The following is a 19,276-nucleotide window of genomic DNA, read 5'->3' as shown; positions in this document are numbered from 1 at the left end:
ACTCTCGATGTATCGGCGCGGCCCTCGCACCCCGTGCCAGATGGAGATCGAGATGTTCGAGCGCTTTACCGACCGGGCCCGCCGGGTCGTCGTCCTCGCCCAAGAAGAGGCGAAGATGCTCAACCACAACTACATCGGCACCGAGCACATCCTGCTCGGGCTCATTCACGAAGGCGAAGGCGTCGCTGCCAAGGCCCTCGAAGAGCTGGGGATCTCGCTCGACGCCGTGCGCGAGCAGGTGCAGGACATCATCGGCCAGGGGCAGCAGCAGCCGACCGGCCACATCCCCTTCACCCCGCGCGCCAAGAAGGTGCTCGAGCTGAGCCTGCGCGAGGCGCTGCAGCTCGGCCACTCCTACATCGGCACCGAGCACATCCTGCTCGGCCTGATCCGCGAAGGCGAAGGCGTTGCCGCGCAGGTGCTCGTCAAGCTGGGTGCCGACCTGAACCGGGTGCGCCAGCAGGTCATCCAGCTCCTCTCCGGCTACCAGGGCAAGGAGCAGGTCGCCGTCGGCGGCAACGACCAGGCGCCCGACAAGGGCAGCCAGATCCTCGACCAGTTCGGCCGCAACCTCACGCAGGCCGCGCGCGACGGCAAGCTCGACCCGGTCATCGGGCGCGAGAAGGAGATGGAGCGGGTCATGCAGATCCTCTCCCGTCGCAGCAAGAACAACCCCGTGCTGATCGGTGAGCCCGGCGTCGGCAAGACCGCCGTCGTCGAAGGCCTCGCCCAGGCGATCGTGCGCGGCGACGTGCCCGAGACGCTCAAGGACAAGCAGCTCTACACGCTCGACCTCGGCTCGCTGATCGCCGGCAGCCGCTACCGCGGAGACTTCGAGGAGCGCCTCAAGAAGGTGACGAAGGAGATCCGCACCCGCGGCGACATCATCACCTTCATCGACGAGATCCACACCCTTGTGGGAGCGGGTGCCGCCGAAGGCGCAATAGACGCCGCCTCGATCCTGAAGCCGCTGCTCGCCCGCGGCGAGCTGCAGACCATCGGCGCGACCACGCTGGATGAGTACCGCAAGCACTTCGAGAAGGATGCGGCCCTCGAGCGCCGCTTCCAGCCGGTGCAGGTGCACGAGCCCAACCTGCCGCACACCATCAACATCCTGAAGGGGCTGCGCGACAAGTACGAGGCCTTCCACAAGGTGTCGATCACCGACGGCGCGATCGTCGCCGCCGCGAACCTCGCCGACCGCTACGTGTCGGATCGCTTCCTGCCCGACAAGGCGATCGACCTGATCGACGAGGCGGGCGCGCGCCTGCGGCTGTCGATCCTGTCGGCCCCGCCGGAGCTGCGCGAATTCGACGAGAAGATCGCCCTGGTGCGCCGCGAAAAGGAAACCGCGATCGAAGACCAGGACTTCGAGGCCGCTGCCAGCAAGCGTGATGAGGAGAAGAAGCTCCTCGGCGAGCGGCTGCGCCTCGAGAAGCAGTGGCGCGCGGGTGACGTTGCCGCATCCGGAACCGTGGATGAGGGCGTCATCGCCGAGGTGCTGGCCAATGCGACCGGCATCCCCGTCTTCAAGCTCACCGAAGAGGAGAGCTCGCGCCTGATCTTCATGGAGAAGGCCCTGCACGAGCGGGTCATCGGTCAGGAGGAGGCCATCTCGGTGCTCGCCAAGACCATCCGCCGTACGCGCGCCGGGCTCAAGGACCCGAAGCGTCCGTCGGGATCGTTTATCTTCGCCGGCCCCACCGGTGTCGGTAAGACCGAGCTCGCCAAGGCGCTCGCCGAGTTCCTGTTCGACGACGAAGACGCGCTGATCTCGCTCGACATGAGCGAGTACGGCGAGAAGCACACCGTCTCGCGGCTGTTCGGTGCCCCTCCCGGGTTCGTCGGCTTCGAGGAGGGCGGCCAGCTCACCGAGAAGGTGCGCCGGAAGCCGTTCAGCGTGGTGCTCTTCGACGAGATCGAGAAGGCCCACCCGGACATCTTCAACTCGCTCCTCCAGATTCTGGAAGAGGGACGCCTGACGGATGGCCAGGGTCGCGTCGTCGACTTCAAGAACACCGTGATCATCATGACCACGAACCTCGGAACGAAGGACATCACCGGCGGCCCCGTGGGCTTCACGCTCGAGGGCAACGTCGAGAACTCGTACCGCGCCATGCGGGCGAAGGTTGTCGAGGAGCTCAAGAAGCACTTCAAGCCCGAGTTCTTGAACCGTGTCGACGAGACGATCGTGTTCCCGCAGCTCTCGCAGGACGAACTGCTGCAGATCGTCGGCCTGTTCGTCAAGCGCCTCAGCGAGCGTCTGCTCGACCGCGACATGACGATCGAGGTCGCCGAGGCGGCGCGCAAGCGTCTCATCGAGATCGGTTGGGACCCGACCCTGGGTGCTCGTCCGCTGCGCCGCGCGGTGCAGCAGGAGATCGAGGATCGTCTCTCCGAGGAGATCCTGCACGGTCGACTGGTGGCGGGCGACCACGTGTCGGTCGACTTCAAGCCGGGCACCGGCGCCGAGGACGGCGGGGGCGAGTTCACCTTCGTGACCGCGCGTCAGCCGGGTCGCGAGGAGCTCGACGAGAAGGTCGCCGCGATCACCGATTAGGTCGTTGTGTGGGGCCCGCGTCACGCCGTTCGGCGAGGCGCGGGCCTTACGCGTGACACACGACGGGAGCGAGTGCCGCAGGCGGCACGCGCTCCCGTCTTTGCGTACGCAGGTCGGGCATCCGCCGCTGCCGCGCCCGCCCTCCCCCTCGCCACCGCGTGCCCCGCGCCCCAACCGCGTGCCGCGCGCCTCACTCGGTTGCGCTCGGGATGCATCCCCGCCGCACCCGCCGCCCCGCGCTGCCCGAACCGCGTACCCCGCGCCCGAACCGCGTGCCGCGCGCGGCACGCCCCAGCGCTCGGGATGCATCCCCGCCGCACCATCGAGGGGGGTAGCTTGAGGGGGTGGATGCGTGCGCGATTCCTGAGCCGGATCCGGGGCTCCCGGATCCGCCGATCCTGGCGCGCATCCGCGAGTCCGTCATCGGCGACGACCAGCTCATGCACGGCCCGTTCGGCCCCCGCCGCGTGACCTACGCCGACTACACGGCAAGCGGTCGCAGCCTCGGCTTCCTCGAAGACTTCATGCGCGACGAGGTGATGCCGCGCTACGCGAACACCCATACCGAGTCGAGCGGCACGGGCCTGCAGACGACGCGTCTGCGCGAAGACGCCCGCGCCGAGATCCACGCGGCCGTCGGCGGCGACGACGACACGGTCGTCATCTTCGCGGGCAGCGGATGCACCGGCGCGATCGACAAGCTCATCGGCATCCTCGAACTGCGCCTGCCCGCCGACCTCGATGCGCGCTACGGGATGAGCGACCTGATTCCCGCGCACGAACGCCCGGTCGTCTTCGTCGGCCCCTTCGAACATCACTCCAATGAGCTGCCCTGGCGGGAGTCGATTGCCGACGTCGTGACCATCCACGAGGATGCGGACGGTCACGTCGATCTCGACCACCTCGCCACCGAACTCGAGCGGTTCGCCGACCGCCCGCTCAAGATCGGCTCGTTTAGCGCGGCGAGCAACGTGACGGGCGTCATTACCGAGACCCACACCGTCACCCGTCTGCTTCACGCCCACGGCGCGCTCGCGTTCTGGGATTTCGCCGCCGCCGCCCCCTACGTCGACATCGAGATGAACCCGCGCGACGGCGACCCGGCCGCGCGCAAGGACGCAATCTTCCTGTCGCCGCATAAGTTCATCGGCGGCCCCGGCACCCCCGGCGTGCTCGTGGTGAGTCGGCGGCTCCTCACCAACACCGTCCCGACGGTCGTCGGCGGCGGCACCGTCATGTACGTCAACCCGGAGGGCCACCGCTACCTGGATGACGTCACCCACCGCGAAGAGGCCGGCACCCCCGCGATCCTCGAATCCATTCGCGCAGGGCTGGTCTTCGGGCTCAAGCGCGAGGTCGGAGTGGAGGTGATTGCGGCGCGCGAGCGCGACTTCCTGGCGCGCGCCATCGCGGTGTGGCAGCAGCATCCACAGATCCAGGTGCTCGGCTCGCCCACCGCGGAGCGGCTTTCCATTGTGTCGTTCGTGGTGCGGCGACCCGACGGTCGCTACCTGCACCACAACGCGGTCGTGGCAATCCTGAACGACCTGTTCGGCATCCAGAGCCGTGGCGGGTGTTCGTGCGCCGGGCCGTACGGCCACCGGCTGCTCGGTATCGATCTGGAGCAGTCCCACGCCTTCGAGCGCGAGATCGCCCGCGGCTGCGAGGGCATCAAGCCCGGGTGGGTGCGCATCAACTTCAACTACTTCCTCGAGGAGGAGGTGTTCCGCTACATCGTGGAGGCGATCACGCTCGTCGCCGATCACGGGCACAAGATCCTGCCGCGCTATCGCTTCGATAAGGCGACCGGGCTGTGGCGCCACCGAGACGGCGCCGTCGAGCCCCCGCTGCGGCTCTCGATGGTCTCCTACGACGACGACGGCGTCTTGCGTTCCCCACACCATGTCGACCGTGCGCCGGTGTCGGTGCTCGCCGAGCACCTCGCCGAGGCGCGGGAACTGTTCGAAGGTCTTCCCGCTGTACCGGAGCAGGCCGACCGCGAGAGCCTCGGCGATGACTTCGAGGAGCTGCTCTGGTTCGAGCTTCCGGCGGCGTCGGTCGCTCACAGGTGATGGCGGCGCAGTAGAGTCGGGCGTTGTGAACGACTTGGTGGTGCGACGCGCGCGAACGGCTGACGTGCCCGCGATCGACGCGCTGATCGCGCCGCTGGTCGAGAAGCGCATCCTGCTCGGCAAGGACCGCGTGGTGTTCTACGAGGCGGTGCAGGAGTTCCGGGTCGCCGAGGCTAATGGCCGGTTGGTCGGCTGCGGCGCCTTGCACGTGATGTGGGAAGACCTGGGTGAGGTGCGCACGCTCGCCGTCGACGACGCGTGGCGGCACCGCCGCGTCGGCCATGCGCTGCTGGACCAGTTGGAGACGGATGCGCGGGAGCTCGGCCTGTCGAGGCTGTTCTGTCTGACCTTCGAGACTGAGTTCTTCGGTCGGCACGGCTTCGAGGCGATCTCGGAGGGGATCGTCTCGCCGGACGTCTACGCCGAGCTGGTGCGCTCGCCGGATGAGGGCGTGGCGGAGTTCCTCGACCTGGCGCGGGTGAAGCCCAACACGTTGGGCAACACGCGGATGCTGAAGCGGTTGTAGGGCCTGGGTCTCGATACACCGACTGCGTCGGCACTCGACCCGCGTGAGTTAGTCGGCGTCGAGCTCGCTCGCGACAAGCGTCGCGAAGCTGTCGGCGACGGCGTCGGCATCGTCGCCCTCGACGGTGATCGTCACCTCGTCGCCGTGGTTCACGCCCATCGCGAGCAGGGTCAGGATGCTCGCGGCGTTCGCCTTCTTGCCCGCGGGGGTGGTGAGCGTGATCGTGTGTCCGCTCTCGCCCGCGGCCTTGGCGAGTGCGGAGGCCGGGCGGGCGTGGAGGCCGACGCTCGAGCCGAACTCGACGGTGCGTTGCGCTTCTGACATGGGTTCTCCTTCGATTCGGAACTACGCGGTGCGGGACTCGGCCAGCACGGTCGCGCGGATGACGTCGGTGCCGGCGGCCTCGACTTCGGCGACCAGTTCGGGGTTGACTCTCTCGTCGGTGATGATCGTGTCGACCGCCGCGAGCGGGGCGATCCGGCTGAACTCTTCGCGGCCGAACTTGCGGTGATCGGCGAGTACGACCGTGCGCCGGGCGGCGCGGATCATGGCCGACTTGACCGCCGACTCGGCCAGGTTGCTGGTGGTGAGTCCGCGTTCCGGTGTGATGCCGTTGACACTCAGGAAGGCGACGTCGACGGCGACCATGCCGATCATCTGGTGGGTCCAGGTGCCGACGGCCGACAGCGAGTCACCGCGGAGCATCCCGCCCAAGAAGTGCAGTTCGATTTCGGCGCGGTCGGCGAGTGCCATCGCGACGGGCAACGAGTGCGTCACAACCGTGAGACGACGGTCACGCGGCAGGCTTTCGGCAAGGCGAATGGTCGTCGTGCCGGCGTCGATCAGGATCGACCCGGAGTCGGGGACTTCGGCGAGGGCCGCGTAGGCGATGGCGGTTTTTTCGGCCGCCTGGACGGTTTCACGCTCGGGCACCGTGTGACGCAGGCTCGCGCGTTCGATCGGAACGGCACCGCCGTGCGCGCGCCGGACGAGTCCGCGGCGCTCGAGACTGGTGAGGTCGCGCCGGATGGTCTCCGGTGTCACCTGGAGCTGCTCGGCGAGATCGCGCACATCAACGCGTCCCCGACTCTGTGCGAGTTCGAGGATTGCTTGGTGCCGCTCCGGTGCATACATCGGATTCACTTTCTCACGACCCCCGTCCCAACACAAACAAAAGTTTGATTTTCTGCTTTTCCTTTTGGAATTGTTTGTTTGAGCGGGGCAATCCGTGTAATGTCGCCGGAAAGGCCCCCACCGCCCGGATCGATGAAGGAGTCATCCATGCCCGAACTGCACGGCATCGGCATTGGCCGGCGCGTGGCCGTTGGCCCCGTTCTGCGGATGGCTGCCCCGCTCGACGCGCCGAACACGGAACCGCTCTCCGGTGACGCCGCCGACGCGATCGCGGCGGTCGATGCGGCCGTCGCTCAGGTGGCCGACGACCTCGAGTTCCGCGGCTCGGTCGCCGGCGGCGACGCGCGCGACGTGCTCGAGGCGCAGGCGCTGATGGCGAAGGATCCGGCGCTTCGGGACCTGGTCGTGGCGCGCATCGAGTCCGGCACCAACGCCGAGCGTGCCGTCTACGAGGCCTTCGACGAGTTCAAGCAGATGCTGATCGGCCTCGGCGGCTACCTGGGCGAGCGCGCCGCCGATCTCGGCGACGTCGCGCAGCGCATCATCGCGCGCCTCCGCGGCGTGGCAGCGCCCGGCGTTCCGGAGTCCGAAACGCCCTACATCCTTGTCGCCGAAGACCTCGCGCCGGCCGACACCGTGCTGCTTGATCTCGACATCGTGCTCGGCCTCATCACGCGCGAAGGAGGGCCCACCTCGCACACCGCGATCCTCGCCCGCGCGCGCTCGATCCCGGCGATCGTCGGTGTCTCGGGAGCCGAGGCGCTCGCCGACGGCGACCAGGTTGTGCTCGACGCCGCCGCCGGCACGGTGACGGTCGAACCGGACCCGGAGACTCTCGACACCGCCGCGATCCGCATCCGCGAACTCGCCGCGATTGCGACCGCGCCGATCACGCCCGGTGCGCTCGCCGATGGCACGCCGGTGCCGCTGCTGGCCAACCTCGGCTCGTCGAAGGATGCCGCCGCGGCGGTCGAGCTGGGCGCCGAAGGCGTCGGGCTGTTCCGCACCGAGTTCCTCTTCCTCGACTCGACCGAGCGCCCGAGCGTCGAGACCCAGACCGAGCAGTACCGCGAAATGCTGCAGCACTTCCGTGGGAAGAAGGTCGTCGTGCGCTGCTTGGATGCCGGAGCCGACAAGCCGCTGCCGTACCTCACCGCCGACAACGAAGAGAACCCGGCGCTCGGCCTCCGGGGCATTCGCGCCCTGCGTGAGCACGAAGAGATCCTGCGCGACCAGCTCGTCGCGCTCGTGGCCGCCGAAGCGGCGGTCGCCGCCGAGGGCGAAGCGGCCGACCTCTGGGTGATGGCCCCGATGGTCGCCGACGCCGAGGAGACCGAGTACTTCGTCACGCTCGCGCGCGAGCTCGGACTCAAGACCGTCGGCGTGATGGCCGAGGTCCCGTCCCTCGCGCTCCAGGCCGATGCGGTGCTCGCCGAGTGCGACTTCGTCAGCATCGGCACCAACGACTTGACCCAGTACACGATGGCCGCCGACCGGATGCTCGGCAGCGTCGCGCACTACCAGGACCCCTGGCACCCCGCGGTGCTGCGTCTGGTGAAGATGCTCGCCGATGCGGGCATCGCCGCCGGACGCCCGGTCGGCGTGTGCGGCGAGGCTGCCGCCGACCCGCAGCTCGCGGTCGTGTTGGTGGGGCTCGGTGTCACGAGCCTGTCCATGACTCCCGCCGCCCTCGCCGAGGTGCGTGCGGAGCTCGCGTCGCGCACCCCCGAGGACGCGCGACGCCTCGCGGAGGCGGCACTCGCCGCCCCGAGCGCTGCGACGGCTCGCGCCGCCGCCACGATCGTGCCGACGGCTTAGTCGGTCCTTCCCCTGCACCACCAGCCACCACACAACACAAGGAGAGACACCACCATGACAACGACGTCAGCAGCACCGGCCGCCACGGGCGGCGGTGCACGAGTGCGCGTGCAGCGTTTCGGCACGTTCCTCTCGGGCATGATCATGCCCAACATCGCGGCCTTCATCTCGTGGGGCCTCATCACCGCCTTCTTCATCCCGACCGGATGGGTGGGCAACGCCAGCCCCGTCGAGGCGTGGCGCTGGGAGGGCTCCCCCATCATCGGTGGTGGCGAGTTCGACGGCGTGACCTACGAGGGTCTCGTCGGACCGATGATTCTCTTCCTGCTTCCCCTCCTGATCGCCTTCACCGGCGGAAAGATGGTCTACGGCCACCGCGGTGGAGTGATCGGTGCGGTCGTGGCGATGGGTGTCATCATCGGCGCGTGGGGAACCCCGATGTTCCTCGGTGCGATGATCACCGGTCCGCTCGCGGCCTACATCCTGAAGCAGCTCGAGAAGCTGTGGGACGGCAAGGTCAAGGCCGGCTTCGAGATGCTGATCGACAACTTCTCGTCCGGCATCCTGGGCTTCGGTCTCGCGCTCGCCGCGTTCTTCTGGATGGCCCCGGTCGTCCAGTGGATTGCCGACGTGCTCGGCAACGCCGTCGGTTGGCTGATCGAGACCGGACTCATCCCGCTCGCCTCGATCATCGTCGAGCCGGCGAAGGTGCTGTTCTTGAACAACGCCATCAACCACGGTGTGTTCACGCCGATCGGAACCGAGCAGGTCACCGAGGCGGGTAAGAGCCTGCTCTTCCTCGTCGAGGCGAACCCCGGCCCGGGCGCCGGTCTGCTGATCGCGATCACCCTGTTCGGTGTCGGCGCCGCGCGCGCCACTGCCCCCGGCGCGCTGGTTATCCAGTTCCTCGGTGGAATCCACGAGGTCTACTTCCCGTACGTGCTGGCCAAGCCGATGCTCATCCTCGCGATGATCGCCGGTGGCGCCACGGGCGTGCTCACCAACGTGATCTTCGACTCCGGTCTTCGTGCTCCGGCATCCCCCGGATCGATCTTCGCGGTGCTGATCCAGACCGAGCCCGCCAGCTATGTCGGTGTGATCTTGTCGGTCGTGCTGTCGGCCAGCGTGACCTTCGTCGTCGCGATGCTGATCCTGCTGGCGAGCCGCAAGCGCGACCTCGCCAACGAGGACGAGGCCTTCACCGCGGCGATCGCGCAGACCGAAGCCAACAAGGGCAAGAAGTCCGACGTGCTGAGCGGCCTGACCGCGAAGAGCGGCGGGGTTCACAATGTCGTGTTCGCGTGCGACGCTGGCATGGGATCGAGCGCCATGGGTGCCTCGGTTCTGCGTCAGAAGCTCAAGAAGGCGGGCGTCACCGATGTCACGGTCACCAACAAGGCGATCGCGAACCTCGACGGCACGGAAGATCTGATCATCACGCAGGCAGAGCTCACCGACCGTGCGAAGCACGTCAACCCGTCGGCCGTGCACGTGTCGGTTGACAACTTCATGAACAGCCCGAAGTACGACGAAGTTGCTGAGATGCTCAGCAACAAGCCGGTTTCGAGCTAGGCACACCGAGAAAGGTTCCCCATGTCACGTCAGATCCTGTCGATCGACCAGATTCGTACCGAGGGCCAGGCCACCACCAAGCTCGAGGCGATCCGGGAGGCGCACGAGATCCTCGCGGGAGTCGGCGCGGTCAGCGCTGCCTACCTCCCCGCGATGATCGAACGCGAGAAGACGGTGTCGACGTACATGGGGAACCTTCTCGCCATCCCCCACGGCACGAACGAGGCGAAGGACGAGATTCTCGAATCCGCCCTGTCGTTCGTGCGCTACGCCGAGCCGATCGACTGGGACGGCAACCCCGTGCGCTTCGTCGTCGGCGTGGCGGGCAAGGGCAATGAACACCTCGACATCCTCGGTCGCATCGCGATCGTGTTCTCGGACGAGGACGAGGTGGCGGCGCTGGAGAACGCGGCGTCGCCCGCCGAGGTGATGGACATCCTCTCCGAGGTCAACGCCTGATGTCGGATGCGGGCGCCCGCACCGCGGTCCACTTCGGCGCCGGCAACATCGGTCGCGGTTTCGTGGGGCTCCTGCTGCACGAGGCCGGGTTCCGGCTGGTCTTCGCCGACGTCGCGAGCGAGTTGATCGCGAGCATCAATGACGCGGGCCGCTACTGCGTGCTCGAGGTCGGCCCGGGTGCCCGAGACCACGACGTCACCGGAGTCTCCGGCATCGACAGCGGGGCGGATGCCGAAGCACTCTTCGACGAGATCTCCCGCGCCACGGTCGTCACCACGGCCGTCGGCCCCAACATCTTGCGCTTCGTCGCGCCCGCGATCGCCGAAGGCATCGCGCGTCGCGCGGCCGAGGCGCCGCCGCTCGTCGTGATGGCGTGCGAGAACGCCATCAACGCGACCGACCGGTTGCGCGAGGAGATCGTCGCCGCGCGCCCCGAGGTGTCGCTTCCGGGACGCGCGGTCTTCGCGAACACCGCCGTCGACCGCATCGTTCCGGGCCAGCCCGACGGGCAGGGCCTCGATGTGACCGTCGAGGCGTACTGCGAGTGGGTCATCGAACAGCCGCCGCTCGACGGCGTCGAGCTTGAGATCCCCGGGGCGACGTTCGTCGACGAGCTCGGGCCGTTCATCGAACGCAAGCTCTTCACTGTCAACACCGGGCACGCGACGATCGCGTACCACGGGGTGCAGGCGGGGGCCACGACGATCGCCGAGGCGATCGCGCTGCCCGCGGTCGAAGCCGAGGTGCGCGCGGTGCTCGGAGAGACGGCCGCGCTGCTCGTGGCCAAGCACGGGATCGACGCCGCGGTGCAGGCCGCCTACGTCGACAAGAACGTGGTGCGCTTCACCAACCCGCACCTGCCCGACACCGTGCTACGCGTCGGTCGTGAACCGCTGCGGAAGCTCTCGCGGCACGAGCGTTTCATCGGCCCCGCGGCCGAGATCGCCGAGACCGGCGGCGACCCCGTCGCACTTGTTCGTGCGATCGGGGCCGCCCTCGCCTTCCGTTCTGACGACGACCCGCAGGCGGTCGAACTCGCTGAGCGGCTCGACGCGGTGCGCGCCGGGAACGAAACGCCCGAGGCGTTCATCGAGGCCGTCACCGGGATCGGTGACGGGCATCCGCTGTTCCCGGCGCTCGTCGCGCTCGTGCGGGCGTAAGCCCCGGACGCCCGTCGCCCGCGCGTTGCGCGGACGCGTTCGAGTGGCGACGTCGTGCGTTCTGAAATCGAGCATGTCTTCGACTCGCGATCACGTACACTCATCGCACCGCGGGGGCGGTATTGCAGATTCCGAGGCGCGGCCGCCTCGCATTAAATGGGGTGGAACGGGTTCGTGATTGACCCATGGACGGTGCTTCGAATCCCGGTGCGAGCGTGGGCGGCATGGCGCGAAGGTGAACTCGACACGGTGCCGCGGCCGCGCGACGCTCCGCGCGCCCACGCCGCCGGTCCGGATGCGCTCGAAGTGCTTGTCGTGGGTTCTGGTGCTGCGAGCGGGTGGGGTGTCGTCACGCATGAGCTCGGCCTGGTGGGTACGCTCTGTCGCGCCCTGGCTCATCGGCGACACGGTGGCGTGACCGTCGGCGGGGCCGTTCGCCCCGACATGCAGATGCGTCACGCAGCGGCCGAGCTGCGGAGACATCCGCTTGATGTCTACGCGATCGTCTGTCTCGTGCTCGGGGTCAACGACGTCATGGCGATGACGTCGCGCGCGGAGTGGGAGTGGGAATTGCGCCGGGCGCTCGATGAGATCGAGCGGCGTCGCGATCCCGGCACGCAGATCCTGGTCACGGGAATCCAGCCGATCCCCTCGATCCCGGTGTTCGCCGGCCCCTTCGCACGCGTCCTCGACCGGCGGGCTCGTCAGCTCAACGAGCTCACACGCAGAGAGTGCGACGCACGCCTTGGCGTGACCTTCGTTGAACTGCCCGAGACGCCCGGCGACATCGACAACGTCTACGGTGACTCGGCGCGCTACGCGTTCTGGGCGGAGATTCTGGCCGATGGCGTCTCGCCCGACACCCTTGCGGCAACTCCGCCGAGCGTGCAGCGACTGAACCCGGAGCAGCGCGCGGACGCGGTGCGCCGAACCGGAATCGCGGGCACCGAGCCCGAAGAGCGCTTCGACCGGATCGTCCGCGCCGCACGAACCGTCTTTCGCACCAGCTACGCCGCCTTCACGCTGGTCGACGACAACCAGCAGTGGTACAAGTCGCTCGTCGGGCCCGACCTTCCGCTGATCTCGATCGAGCATTCATTCTGCTACCACTCCGCGCAGAGCGGACGACCCCTCATCGTTCCTGACACGCTTCGCGACTCGCGGTTCGTGCACAACAAGTTCGTCATCGAGGAGCCGCGCGTGCGGTTCTACGCGGGGTACCCGGTTCGGGCGCCCTCGGGCGAGCCGGTCGGCGTGGTGTGCGTCTTCGATTCGTCCCCGCGCGATCGCGACACGATCGATCTGTCGAGCCTGCGTGAGTTCGCGCTCATGGTGGAGGCGGAACTCGCCGATCAGCCCGTTGCGGCGGTTTCGTCGACCCCCGCGCGGGAGACAGGATGGCCGCTGCGTCGGCGTTAACCTGTCCGCATGTCGACGCTCCGTCATCCGGTCGGCCCGCAGCCGCCCTCGGTGTATTGGCGACGTCGCGCGCTCGTCGGACTCGGCGTGCTCGCCGTCGTCATCGTCATCGTGCTGATCGTTGTTCGTCCTGGGGCGGGAGAGCCCGCGTCGACGCCCGCGCCCGTCGAGACCAGTTCGCCCGCGGCGACGGATGCCGCCACGACCGATCCGTCGGCCGATCCGAGCGAAGCCGCGGCCTGTGATCCCGCCATGGTGCGTCTCACGGCGGTCACCGACGCGTCGAGTTACGGCAACTCCGAGCAGCCGATGCTCTCGATGGAGATCGAGAATGCGGGCGCCGCGGCCTGCAGCTACGACGTGGGCACGGGCGCGCAGGAGTACCTGATCACGAGCGGTGCCGAACAGATCTGGACGTCGACGGACTGCCAGGAGGAGCCGACCGAGTCGGTCATCGTGCTCGAGCCCGGGCAGACGCTCGCGACGACGCCGTTCGCCTGGGACCGGACGCGCTCGTCCACCGACACCTGCTCGGGCACCCGGCCCGAGGTCATCGCGGGCGGGGCGAGCTACCACCTCACGGTGAAGCTCGGTGAGGCCGAGTCGGCCGAGACGAAGCAGTTCCTGCTCAACTAGCCCACCCGCCGGTTGCGTAGTCGCGGAGCGACGTATCGAAACCGCGCAGTTGCGCGCGGGGCTGGTCTCGATACGGGCGCTGTGCGCCCTACTCGACCGGCGAGTTGGGCCGGTTGAGTAGGCCGGAGGCCGTATCGAAACCGCGTCTGTGCGCGCGGTCGCTGGTCTCGATACGGGCGCTTCGCGCCCTACTCGACCGGCGAGTTGGGCGGGTTGAGTAGTCGCGGAGCGACGTATCGAAACCGCCCCCCTCTCGCGGCTGTTTCTCAGGAAGCAGAACGATCGCGCATAGACCGCGTCCGTAGCTTTCGGGTCATGCATCCCCGCGCATGCCGCGCGGCCGAGAGGAGATCATGAACTTCCGCAGCGCCTTCGCGCAACTACGCCGTCGCCGGTGGATCGTCATCGGGTCCGCCGCCGCTGCCGTAGTTGCCGCAACCGCCGTCGTCGTGGTGACCGTCGTGCTGCCGGCGACCGCCTCGTCGAGCGAAGAGACCATCACCACCACCGCTATCGCCAGCCTCGAAACCCTCGACAAGAGCGTCTCGACCTCCGGCACGCTCAGCCCCCTCGTCAACGAGGAGGTCTCGTTCGCGGTGTCGGGCACGGTCACCAAGGTCGCGGTCGAGGAGGGTGACACCGTCGAGGCGGGCGACACCTTGGCGACGGTCGACACGCTCAGCCTCGACGCGGCCCTGCTTCAGGCGAAGGCCGACCTCGCGAGCGCGGAAGCGAAGCTCTCCAACAGCTCTGACGAAAGCGACGGCAGCACGGCCGATCTCGCGCAGATCTCGGCCAACGCCGCGGCCGTCGAGGTCGCCGAAGCGGCCGTTGAGGATGCCGAAGACGCCGTCGACGACGCGACGCTCACCGCTCCGGCGGCCGGCGTCATCACCGCCGTGGCCGTCGAGGTCGGGGACTCGGTCGGATCCGCCGCCGGCGGCGCAAGCGCGGCCGCCTTCACGATCGTCGGAACCGACGCGTGGGCGGTCGATGTGACCGTCGGCGAGGCCGACGTCGCCCTGCTCGCGGTCGGAAACCAGGTCGAACTCGCCACCGATGACGGTGTGGCGTTCTTCGGCGTCGTGAGCGAGGTCGGGATGCTCCCCTCGACCGACACGGGTGCCGCTGCGTATCCGGTCAGCATTGACGTCACCGGCACGGCCGAGGGCCTGTTCGACGGCATCTCGGTGACCGCCGAGATCATCTACGAACGGCGCACCGACGTGCTGACCGTGTCGAGCGCCGCGGTCACGACCGACGGAGAGACGAGCACCGTCACGGTCATCACCGCCGACGGCGAGCAGGTCGTCACCACCGTCGAGGTGGGCGAGACCGTCGGCACGCTGACCGAAATCATCTCCGGGATCGCGGAGGGCGACGAAGTCCTCGTCGCCACCTTCACCCCGGGCGAAGGGAACGCCGGCACGACCGGCGGCTTCCCCGAGGGCTTCACGGGCAACTTCGAGCCCGGTACGGGTTTCGGGACCGGCGAGCGTCCCGACTTCGGCGGACAGGCGCCGGGCCAGTGAGCGCGGCGAAGCGGACACGGGTGATGCGGTGCTCCTCAACGGGGCCGCGGCGCAGGTCGCGGTGTCGGTGGCGACCGCGGACCGTGTGGTCGTGATCCCGATCTCGGCCCTGCATCGCTCGGATGCCGGCGACACCGTCTCGGTGCTCGACGGCGGCGAGTTGGCCACCGTGCCCGTCGAGGTGGGCGCGTTCGGCACCGAAGTGGTCGAGATCGTCTCGGGCATCACGGTGGGTGACGTGGTGGTGATCGCGGACCTGACGGCCGAGACCGAGGAGACCATTACCGAGACCGGCGGGTTGAGCGACCTCGGGGGAACGACCGAGGAGACGGGCGCGGGGTTCGGCGGCACGCTGCCGGACGGCGTCCGGCCCGGGGGAGTCGGCGGGCGCTAAACTCGCCGCGCGGCCTGTTCGACCGGGAGCTGAGACCCGGTCGGGCAGGCCGTCTTGCTGGTTGAGTAGCCCGCAGGGCGTATCGAAACCGCGTGTTCCGCGGGTTGAGTAGCCCGCAGGGCGTATCGGAACCGCGGTGCTGCACGGGCACTGGTCTCGATACGGTCGCTGCGCGCCCTACTCGACCGGCGACCTGAGCCGGTTGAGTAGGCCGGAGGGCGTATCGAAACCGCGTGTTCCGCGGGTTGAGTAGTCGCGCAGCGACGTATCGAAACCGCTAGAACTCCGGAACCCCCGCCGGCGTGCTCGCATCCGCCGCCGCGAACGCCCGCCGCAGCGCCTCGCGCAAGGGCCCGGCCTCCTGGTCGAGCACCGTCGAATACCCCAGTCGGCGCGCCTCGCTGGCGCGCTGCTTCGCCGCCGCGACCGGGCGGATCTCGCCCGCGAGGCTGATCTCGCCGACCGCCGCGAGCGTCTGCGGCAGTGCCACATCCTTCACCGCACTCGCGATGGCGAGCGCGATCGCGAGGTCGGCGGCGGGTTCCACGAGCCGGATGCCCCCGACGGTCGAGACGTACACATCCATCTGGCCGAGGCGCAGCCCGCAGCGCCGCTCAAGCACCGCAAGCAGCATGGCCACCCGCGAGGAGTCGACACCACCGACGACCCGACGCGGCTGCGGGGCCTGGGTGCCGACGACGAGCGCTTGCACCTCGACCGGCAGCGCGCGCCGCCCTTCGAGCGCGATGGTGACGCAGGTGCCGCTGACCGGGGTGCCGCCGCGCGACAGGAACAGCCCCGACGGGTCGGGCACTTCGGCGATGCCATCGCCGGTCATCTCGAAGCAGCCGACCTCGTCGGTGGGACCGAAGCGGTTCTTGAGTGCGCGCACGAAGCGCAGGCTCGTCTGGCGGTCGCCCTCAAAGCTGCACACCACATCCACGAGATGTTCGAGCAGTCGCGGGCCGGCGATCGAACCGTCTTTGGTGACGTGGCCGACGAGCAGCACCGGCAGTCCGCGCTCCTTGGCGACGCGGATGAGCGTGCCGGCGACCTCGCGCACCTGCGCGGGCTGGCCGGGGGCGCCCTCGCTCATCGCGCTCGAGACGGTTTGCACGCTGTCGACGATGAGCAGCTCGGGCTTCACGGCATCGACCTGGCCGAGGATGGTGGCGAGGTCGGTCTCGGCGGCGAGGTAAAGCTCGTCGTGCAGGGCCCCGGTGCGCTCGGCGCGCAGCCGCACCTGCGCGGTGGACTCTTCGGCGCTCGCGTACAGCACCCGACGGCCGGTCGCGGCGGCACGGGCGGCGGCCTCCAGCAGCAGCGTCGACTTACCGACGCCCGGTTCGCCGGAGAGCAGGATCGCGGCACCCGGCACGATGCCGCCGCCGAGCACACGGTCGAGTTCGGCGATGCCGGTGCCCCAGCGCGGGACGGCGTTCGTGTCGAGTTCGGTGATCGGGCGGGCGGCGCGCGCCGCGCTCACGCTGGCGGCGGAGACGGTGCTGCGGGGCGCATCCGCTTCGGCGACGGTGCCCCAGGCCTGGCATTCGGGGCACTGGCCGTACCACTTGGCGCCGGTCCAGCCGCACTCGGTGCAGCGGTATGCGGCGGATGCGGGGCGAGCCATGCGGACAGCCTAGGCGCGGCCGCCGACGCCGCCCGCGCATCCGTCCCGCCCCCGCCGTTGTTCACGAAATGCAGGAGATTCCGCGCCCTGCGCCCGCGTGGCGGGGGTGCCGTGGGGCTGAATTGCAGAATCTCCTGCATTTCGTCGAAGGGGGGAGGCTGAAGCGCGTCGCACGAGCGGATGCGGCTGCGACCGAGGCGCCGACCTCGATCCGCCGCTGCCCCCGCCGTTGTTCACGAAATGCAGGAGATTTCGCGAAGGATGCCCGCGTGGCGGGAGCGCGGCCGACCCGAACGGCAGGTTCTCCTGCATTTCGTGAATCAGCGAGCGGGCAGCCGGGCCGGTGCCCGCTCAGGCGGAGGGGAGCAGCGCGTCGAGCTTGTCGTAGCTTTCGACCATCCCGACCTCCATGCCGCTCTCGACCATGCCGTCGCGGGCCTCGAGACTCGGGAAGGTCGACTGCCCTTCGATCCTCGTGCGGCCGTTGCCGAGGTCGATGAATCGGTTGATTTCGATGGTGACGACGTCGGGAAAGCCTTCAAACTCGAAGGTCTGAGTCGTGAGGTCGTTCTCGCGCACCACGTGATAGACGCCGTTGAAGGCGTACTCCTCGCCGTCGTTCTTGTGCAGGTAGCGGTAGCCGCCGGCGGTGGCGAAGTCGTAGCGGTCGATGACCATCTCGTAGCCTTCCGGCGCGAGCCACTGCTTCGCGAGCTCGGGGTCCTGGTGCGCGCGGAACACCGCCGCAACGGGGGCGTCGAACTCGCGCTCGAACGTGACGAAGGGCAGGCCTTCGGGGGCGTTGACGGTCAATGCGTTGCTCATGGCTTCTCTCCTGAGGTTGTGGTTGGGTCGGTCATTCGGGCCAAAAGCCCGTCGAGCGCGCGAAACTGCCGCTCGGCGTCGAGGCGGTAGCGGTCGATCCACGCCGTGAGGCGTTCGAGGGCCGCGGGGTCGAGGTGCACGGGGCGCCGTTGGGCATCCCGTGTTCTCGTCACGAGACCGGCCTGTTCGAGCACGGCGATGTGCTTCGAGACGGCCTGCACCGTGATGTCGAAGGGCTCGGCGAGTTCGTTGACCGTGGCTGGCCCGCGACTCAGCCGGGCGATGATGCTGCGCCGGACCGGATCGGCCAGCGCCAAAAAGGCCCGGTCGAGCTGGTCGTTCGCGTCGCTCTCGCCCATCGTCTCCTTATTCAACTGTTCGGTTGAATACGAGGCTAGACCGGTTGAATGGATGCGTCAAGCACGATTCGGCAAGCCCGCATCCCTGCGTTAGGATGGTCGGCGGTACCGTGTCCGAGCGGCCGAAGGTGCAACTCTCGAAAAGTTGTGTGGGCCTTAAACCCACCGTGGGTTCAAATCCCACCGGTACCGCCACTGTCCTCTCTCAGGACATAGGAAACCCTCGAACCTATTGGTTCGGGGGTTTTCTGGTTCCCAGGGGTTGGTAGTCGCGGGTGGTGTCGATGGTGAGCTCGCGGAGGAGTTGGCCGGTGCTGGCGTTGATGACTCGGACGTCGAGTTCCTGGACCAGGATCAGGACGCGGGTTCGAGCGTGGGCGCGGCCGAGTGGGATGTGGCGGAGCCGGCTTGCGACGCGGAGTGTGACGGTGCCGTTCTTGTCGATCCGGTCGTGTCTGACGCGGTGATGCGCGCTGTCGGTCGTGGCGGTGCTGGGGGTTGCTTTGGGCAGGCCCTGGTAGCGAGTCGCCGGGGTTGCGTGGTGAGGCAGCGAGCGGTGAGGGCGGTGCTGGTTGTAGTGCTCACGAAACGCGTCGATGTCGTGCTGGAGCTGCTGCAGCGTGTCGGCGGGTGTCGCGGCGGTGAGCCATTTCTTCATCGTCTGCTGGAACCGTTCGACTTTGCCTTGGGTTTGCGGGTGAGCGGGTGATCCGTTCTTTTGTCGGATCCCACGACGCTGAAGCTCGTGCTCGAAGGCGTTGCGGCCGCCTTCTCGGCGGCGGCCTGCGAGTCGGACGGTGAAGATCATCCCGTTGTCGGTGAGCGTTGAGGCGGGGCAACCGTGGGCGGTGATCGCGGTGTTGAAGACGTCGACCAGGGTTGTTGTGGTGACGGTGGGGTGGGCGGTGATCGAGATCGCGAAGCGGGAGCAGTCGTCGAGGAATGTCAGGATCTCAACCGTGGTGCCATCGGCAAGGCGCCAGTGGGTCATGTCGGATTGCCAGGTCTCGTTGGGTTGGGATGCTTCGAAGCGAATGTAGGCGAATTCAGATGATCGTCGCAACACGGCGGAGAGATCAGCGTAGCTCGACGTAAGTTCATCGAGAGCTGTATAGTCATCGAATGCTGACTATTGCTTCTCGTCTCGATGTAATGAACCGGCTCGGTCGAGCGATGGCCG

At 68.3% G+C, this 19,276-nt stretch carries 18 protein-coding genes and 1 tRNA gene; 12 read left to right on the top strand and 7 right to left on the bottom strand.

Annotated elements, in window-relative coordinates; translation table 11 throughout:
• Positions 1 to 52 precede the first annotated feature (52 nt).
• The 3 genes from QZ258_RS06350 to QZ258_RS06340 all read left to right on the top strand — a co-directional run bounded on the left by QZ258_RS06350 (position 53) and on the right by QZ258_RS06340 (position 5,158).
• On the top strand, positions 53 to 2,560 hold the full coding sequence (locus QZ258_RS06350; RefSeq protein WP_294179846.1) for an ATP-dependent Clp protease ATP-binding subunit: 2,508 nt from the start codon (positions 53 to 55) through the stop codon (positions 2,558 to 2,560).
• A 344-nt stretch (positions 2,561 to 2,904) separates the two neighbouring features.
• Positions 2,905 to 4,632 carry an aminotransferase class V-fold PLP-dependent enzyme gene (locus QZ258_RS06345; RefSeq protein ID WP_294179845.1) on the top strand — a complete coding sequence of 576 codons (1,728 nt, stop codon included), beginning with the start codon at positions 2,905 to 2,907 and terminating at the stop codon, positions 4,630 to 4,632.
• A gap of 25 nt (positions 4,633 to 4,657) precedes the next feature.
• Positions 4,658 to 5,158, top strand: coding sequence for an amino-acid N-acetyltransferase (locus QZ258_RS06340; protein ID WP_294179844.1), 501 nt, complete (start codon positions 4,658 to 4,660; stop codon positions 5,156 to 5,158).
• 48 nt (positions 5,159 to 5,206) lie between these two features.
• Here the strand turns inward: QZ258_RS06340 and QZ258_RS06335 are convergent, their stop codons facing one another.
• From QZ258_RS06335 to QZ258_RS06325, 3 genes are read right to left on the bottom strand one after another with little or no spacing between them, the layout of a single operon-like run.
• Complete coding sequence (locus QZ258_RS06335) at positions 5,207 to 5,482, bottom strand: HPr family phosphocarrier protein (RefSeq protein WP_294179843.1); 276 nt, start codon at positions 5,480 to 5,482, stop codon at positions 5,207 to 5,209.
• A gap of 21 nt (positions 5,483 to 5,503) precedes the next feature.
• Positions 5,504 to 6,292: a DeoR/GlpR family DNA-binding transcription regulator gene (locus QZ258_RS06330; protein ID WP_294179842.1), complete on the bottom strand. Its 789-nt coding sequence runs from the start codon at positions 6,290 to 6,292 to the stop codon at positions 5,504 to 5,506.
• 5 nt (positions 6,293 to 6,297) lie between these two features.
• Entirely contained in the window at positions 6,298 to 6,441 is a 144-nt protein-coding gene (locus QZ258_RS06325; RefSeq protein ID WP_294179841.1) for a hypothetical protein, read from the bottom strand.
• Between QZ258_RS06325 and ptsP the strand changes: the two genes are divergently transcribed.
• The 8 genes from ptsP (at position 6,440) to QZ258_RS06285 (ending at position 15,282) form a co-directional block, all read left to right on the top strand.
• Positions 6,440 to 8,110: a phosphoenolpyruvate--protein phosphotransferase gene (ptsP, locus tag QZ258_RS06320; RefSeq protein WP_294179840.1), complete on the top strand. Its 1,671-nt coding sequence runs from the start codon at positions 6,440 to 6,442 to the stop codon at positions 8,108 to 8,110. The genes QZ258_RS06325 and ptsP overlap by 2 nt on opposite strands.
• A 54-nt stretch (positions 8,111 to 8,164) precedes the next feature.
• Entirely contained in the window at positions 8,165 to 9,682 is a 1,518-nt protein-coding gene (locus QZ258_RS06315; RefSeq protein ID WP_294179839.1) for a PTS mannitol transporter subunit IICB, read from the top strand.
• Between the two features lie 21 nt (positions 9,683 to 9,703).
• The gene (locus QZ258_RS06310; RefSeq protein ID WP_294179838.1) at positions 9,704 to 10,141 is read left to right on the top strand and encodes a PTS sugar transporter subunit IIA; all 438 of its coding nucleotides are present in this window, start codon (positions 9,704 to 9,706) and stop codon (positions 10,139 to 10,141) included.
• Complete coding sequence (locus tag QZ258_RS06305) at positions 10,141 to 11,301, top strand: mannitol-1-phosphate 5-dehydrogenase (RefSeq protein WP_294179837.1); 1,161 nt, start codon at positions 10,141 to 10,143, stop codon at positions 11,299 to 11,301. The genes QZ258_RS06310 and QZ258_RS06305 overlap by 1 nt, the downstream gene beginning before the upstream one ends.
• A 174-nt stretch (positions 11,302 to 11,475) precedes the next feature.
• A complete protein-coding gene (locus QZ258_RS06300; RefSeq protein ID WP_294179836.1) occupies positions 11,476 to 12,720 on the top strand; it encodes a GAF domain-containing protein in 1,245 nt (414 codons plus the stop codon).
• Positions 12,721 to 12,729: 9 nt separating this feature from the next.
• Entirely contained in the window at positions 12,730 to 13,356 is a 627-nt protein-coding gene (locus QZ258_RS06295) for a hypothetical protein (RefSeq protein WP_294179835.1), read from the top strand.
• Between the two features lie 353 nt (positions 13,357 to 13,709).
• Positions 13,710 to 14,888, top strand: coding sequence for an efflux RND transporter periplasmic adaptor subunit (locus tag QZ258_RS06290; protein ID WP_294179834.1), 1,179 nt, complete (start codon positions 13,710 to 13,712; stop codon positions 14,886 to 14,888).
• Positions 14,889 to 14,916: 28 nt separating this feature from the next.
• Positions 14,917 to 15,282: an efflux RND transporter periplasmic adaptor subunit gene (locus QZ258_RS06285; RefSeq protein WP_294179833.1), complete on the top strand. Its 366-nt coding sequence runs from the start codon at positions 14,917 to 14,919 to the stop codon at positions 15,280 to 15,282.
• Positions 15,283 to 15,559: 277 nt separating this feature from the next.
• Here the strand turns inward: QZ258_RS06285 and radA are convergent, their stop codons facing one another.
• From radA to QZ258_RS06270, 3 genes are all read right to left on the bottom strand, one after another.
• Positions 15,560 to 16,912 (bottom strand): DNA repair protein RadA, encoded by a 1,353-nt coding sequence (gene radA / locus QZ258_RS06280; protein ID WP_294179832.1) that lies wholly within the window; start codon positions 16,910 to 16,912, stop codon positions 15,560 to 15,562.
• A 351-nt stretch (positions 16,913 to 17,263) separates the two neighbouring features.
• Positions 17,264 to 17,737: an SRPBCC family protein gene (locus QZ258_RS06275; RefSeq protein ID WP_294179831.1), complete on the bottom strand. Its 474-nt coding sequence runs from the start codon at positions 17,735 to 17,737 to the stop codon at positions 17,264 to 17,266.
• A complete protein-coding gene (locus QZ258_RS06270; RefSeq protein WP_294179830.1) occupies positions 17,734 to 18,096 on the bottom strand; it encodes a helix-turn-helix transcriptional regulator in 363 nt (120 codons plus the stop codon). The genes QZ258_RS06275 and QZ258_RS06270 overlap by 4 nt, the downstream gene beginning before the upstream one ends.
• Before the next feature lie 104 nt (positions 18,097 to 18,200).
• Here QZ258_RS06270 and QZ258_RS06265 point away from each other — a divergent pair.
• Positions 18,201 to 18,291: transfer RNA gene (locus tag QZ258_RS06265), tRNA-Ser, on the top strand.
• A 34-nt stretch (positions 18,292 to 18,325) separates the two neighbouring features.
• Here the strand turns inward: QZ258_RS06265 and QZ258_RS06260 are convergent.
• Positions 18,326 to 19,162, bottom strand: a complete 837-nt coding sequence (locus tag QZ258_RS06260) for an integrase core domain-containing protein (protein ID WP_294179829.1) — start codon at positions 19,160 to 19,162, stop codon at positions 18,326 to 18,328.
• Between the last annotated feature and the right edge of the window lie 114 nt (positions 19,163 to 19,276).

The organism is uncultured Schumannella sp. (assembly GCF_905479755.1).
Classification (GTDB): Bacteria; Actinomycetota; Actinomycetes; order Actinomycetales; family Microbacteriaceae; genus DCRR01.
The sequence above is the reverse complement of the archived record's forward strand: the minus strand, read 5'-3'. Positions and strand labels throughout refer to the sequence as shown.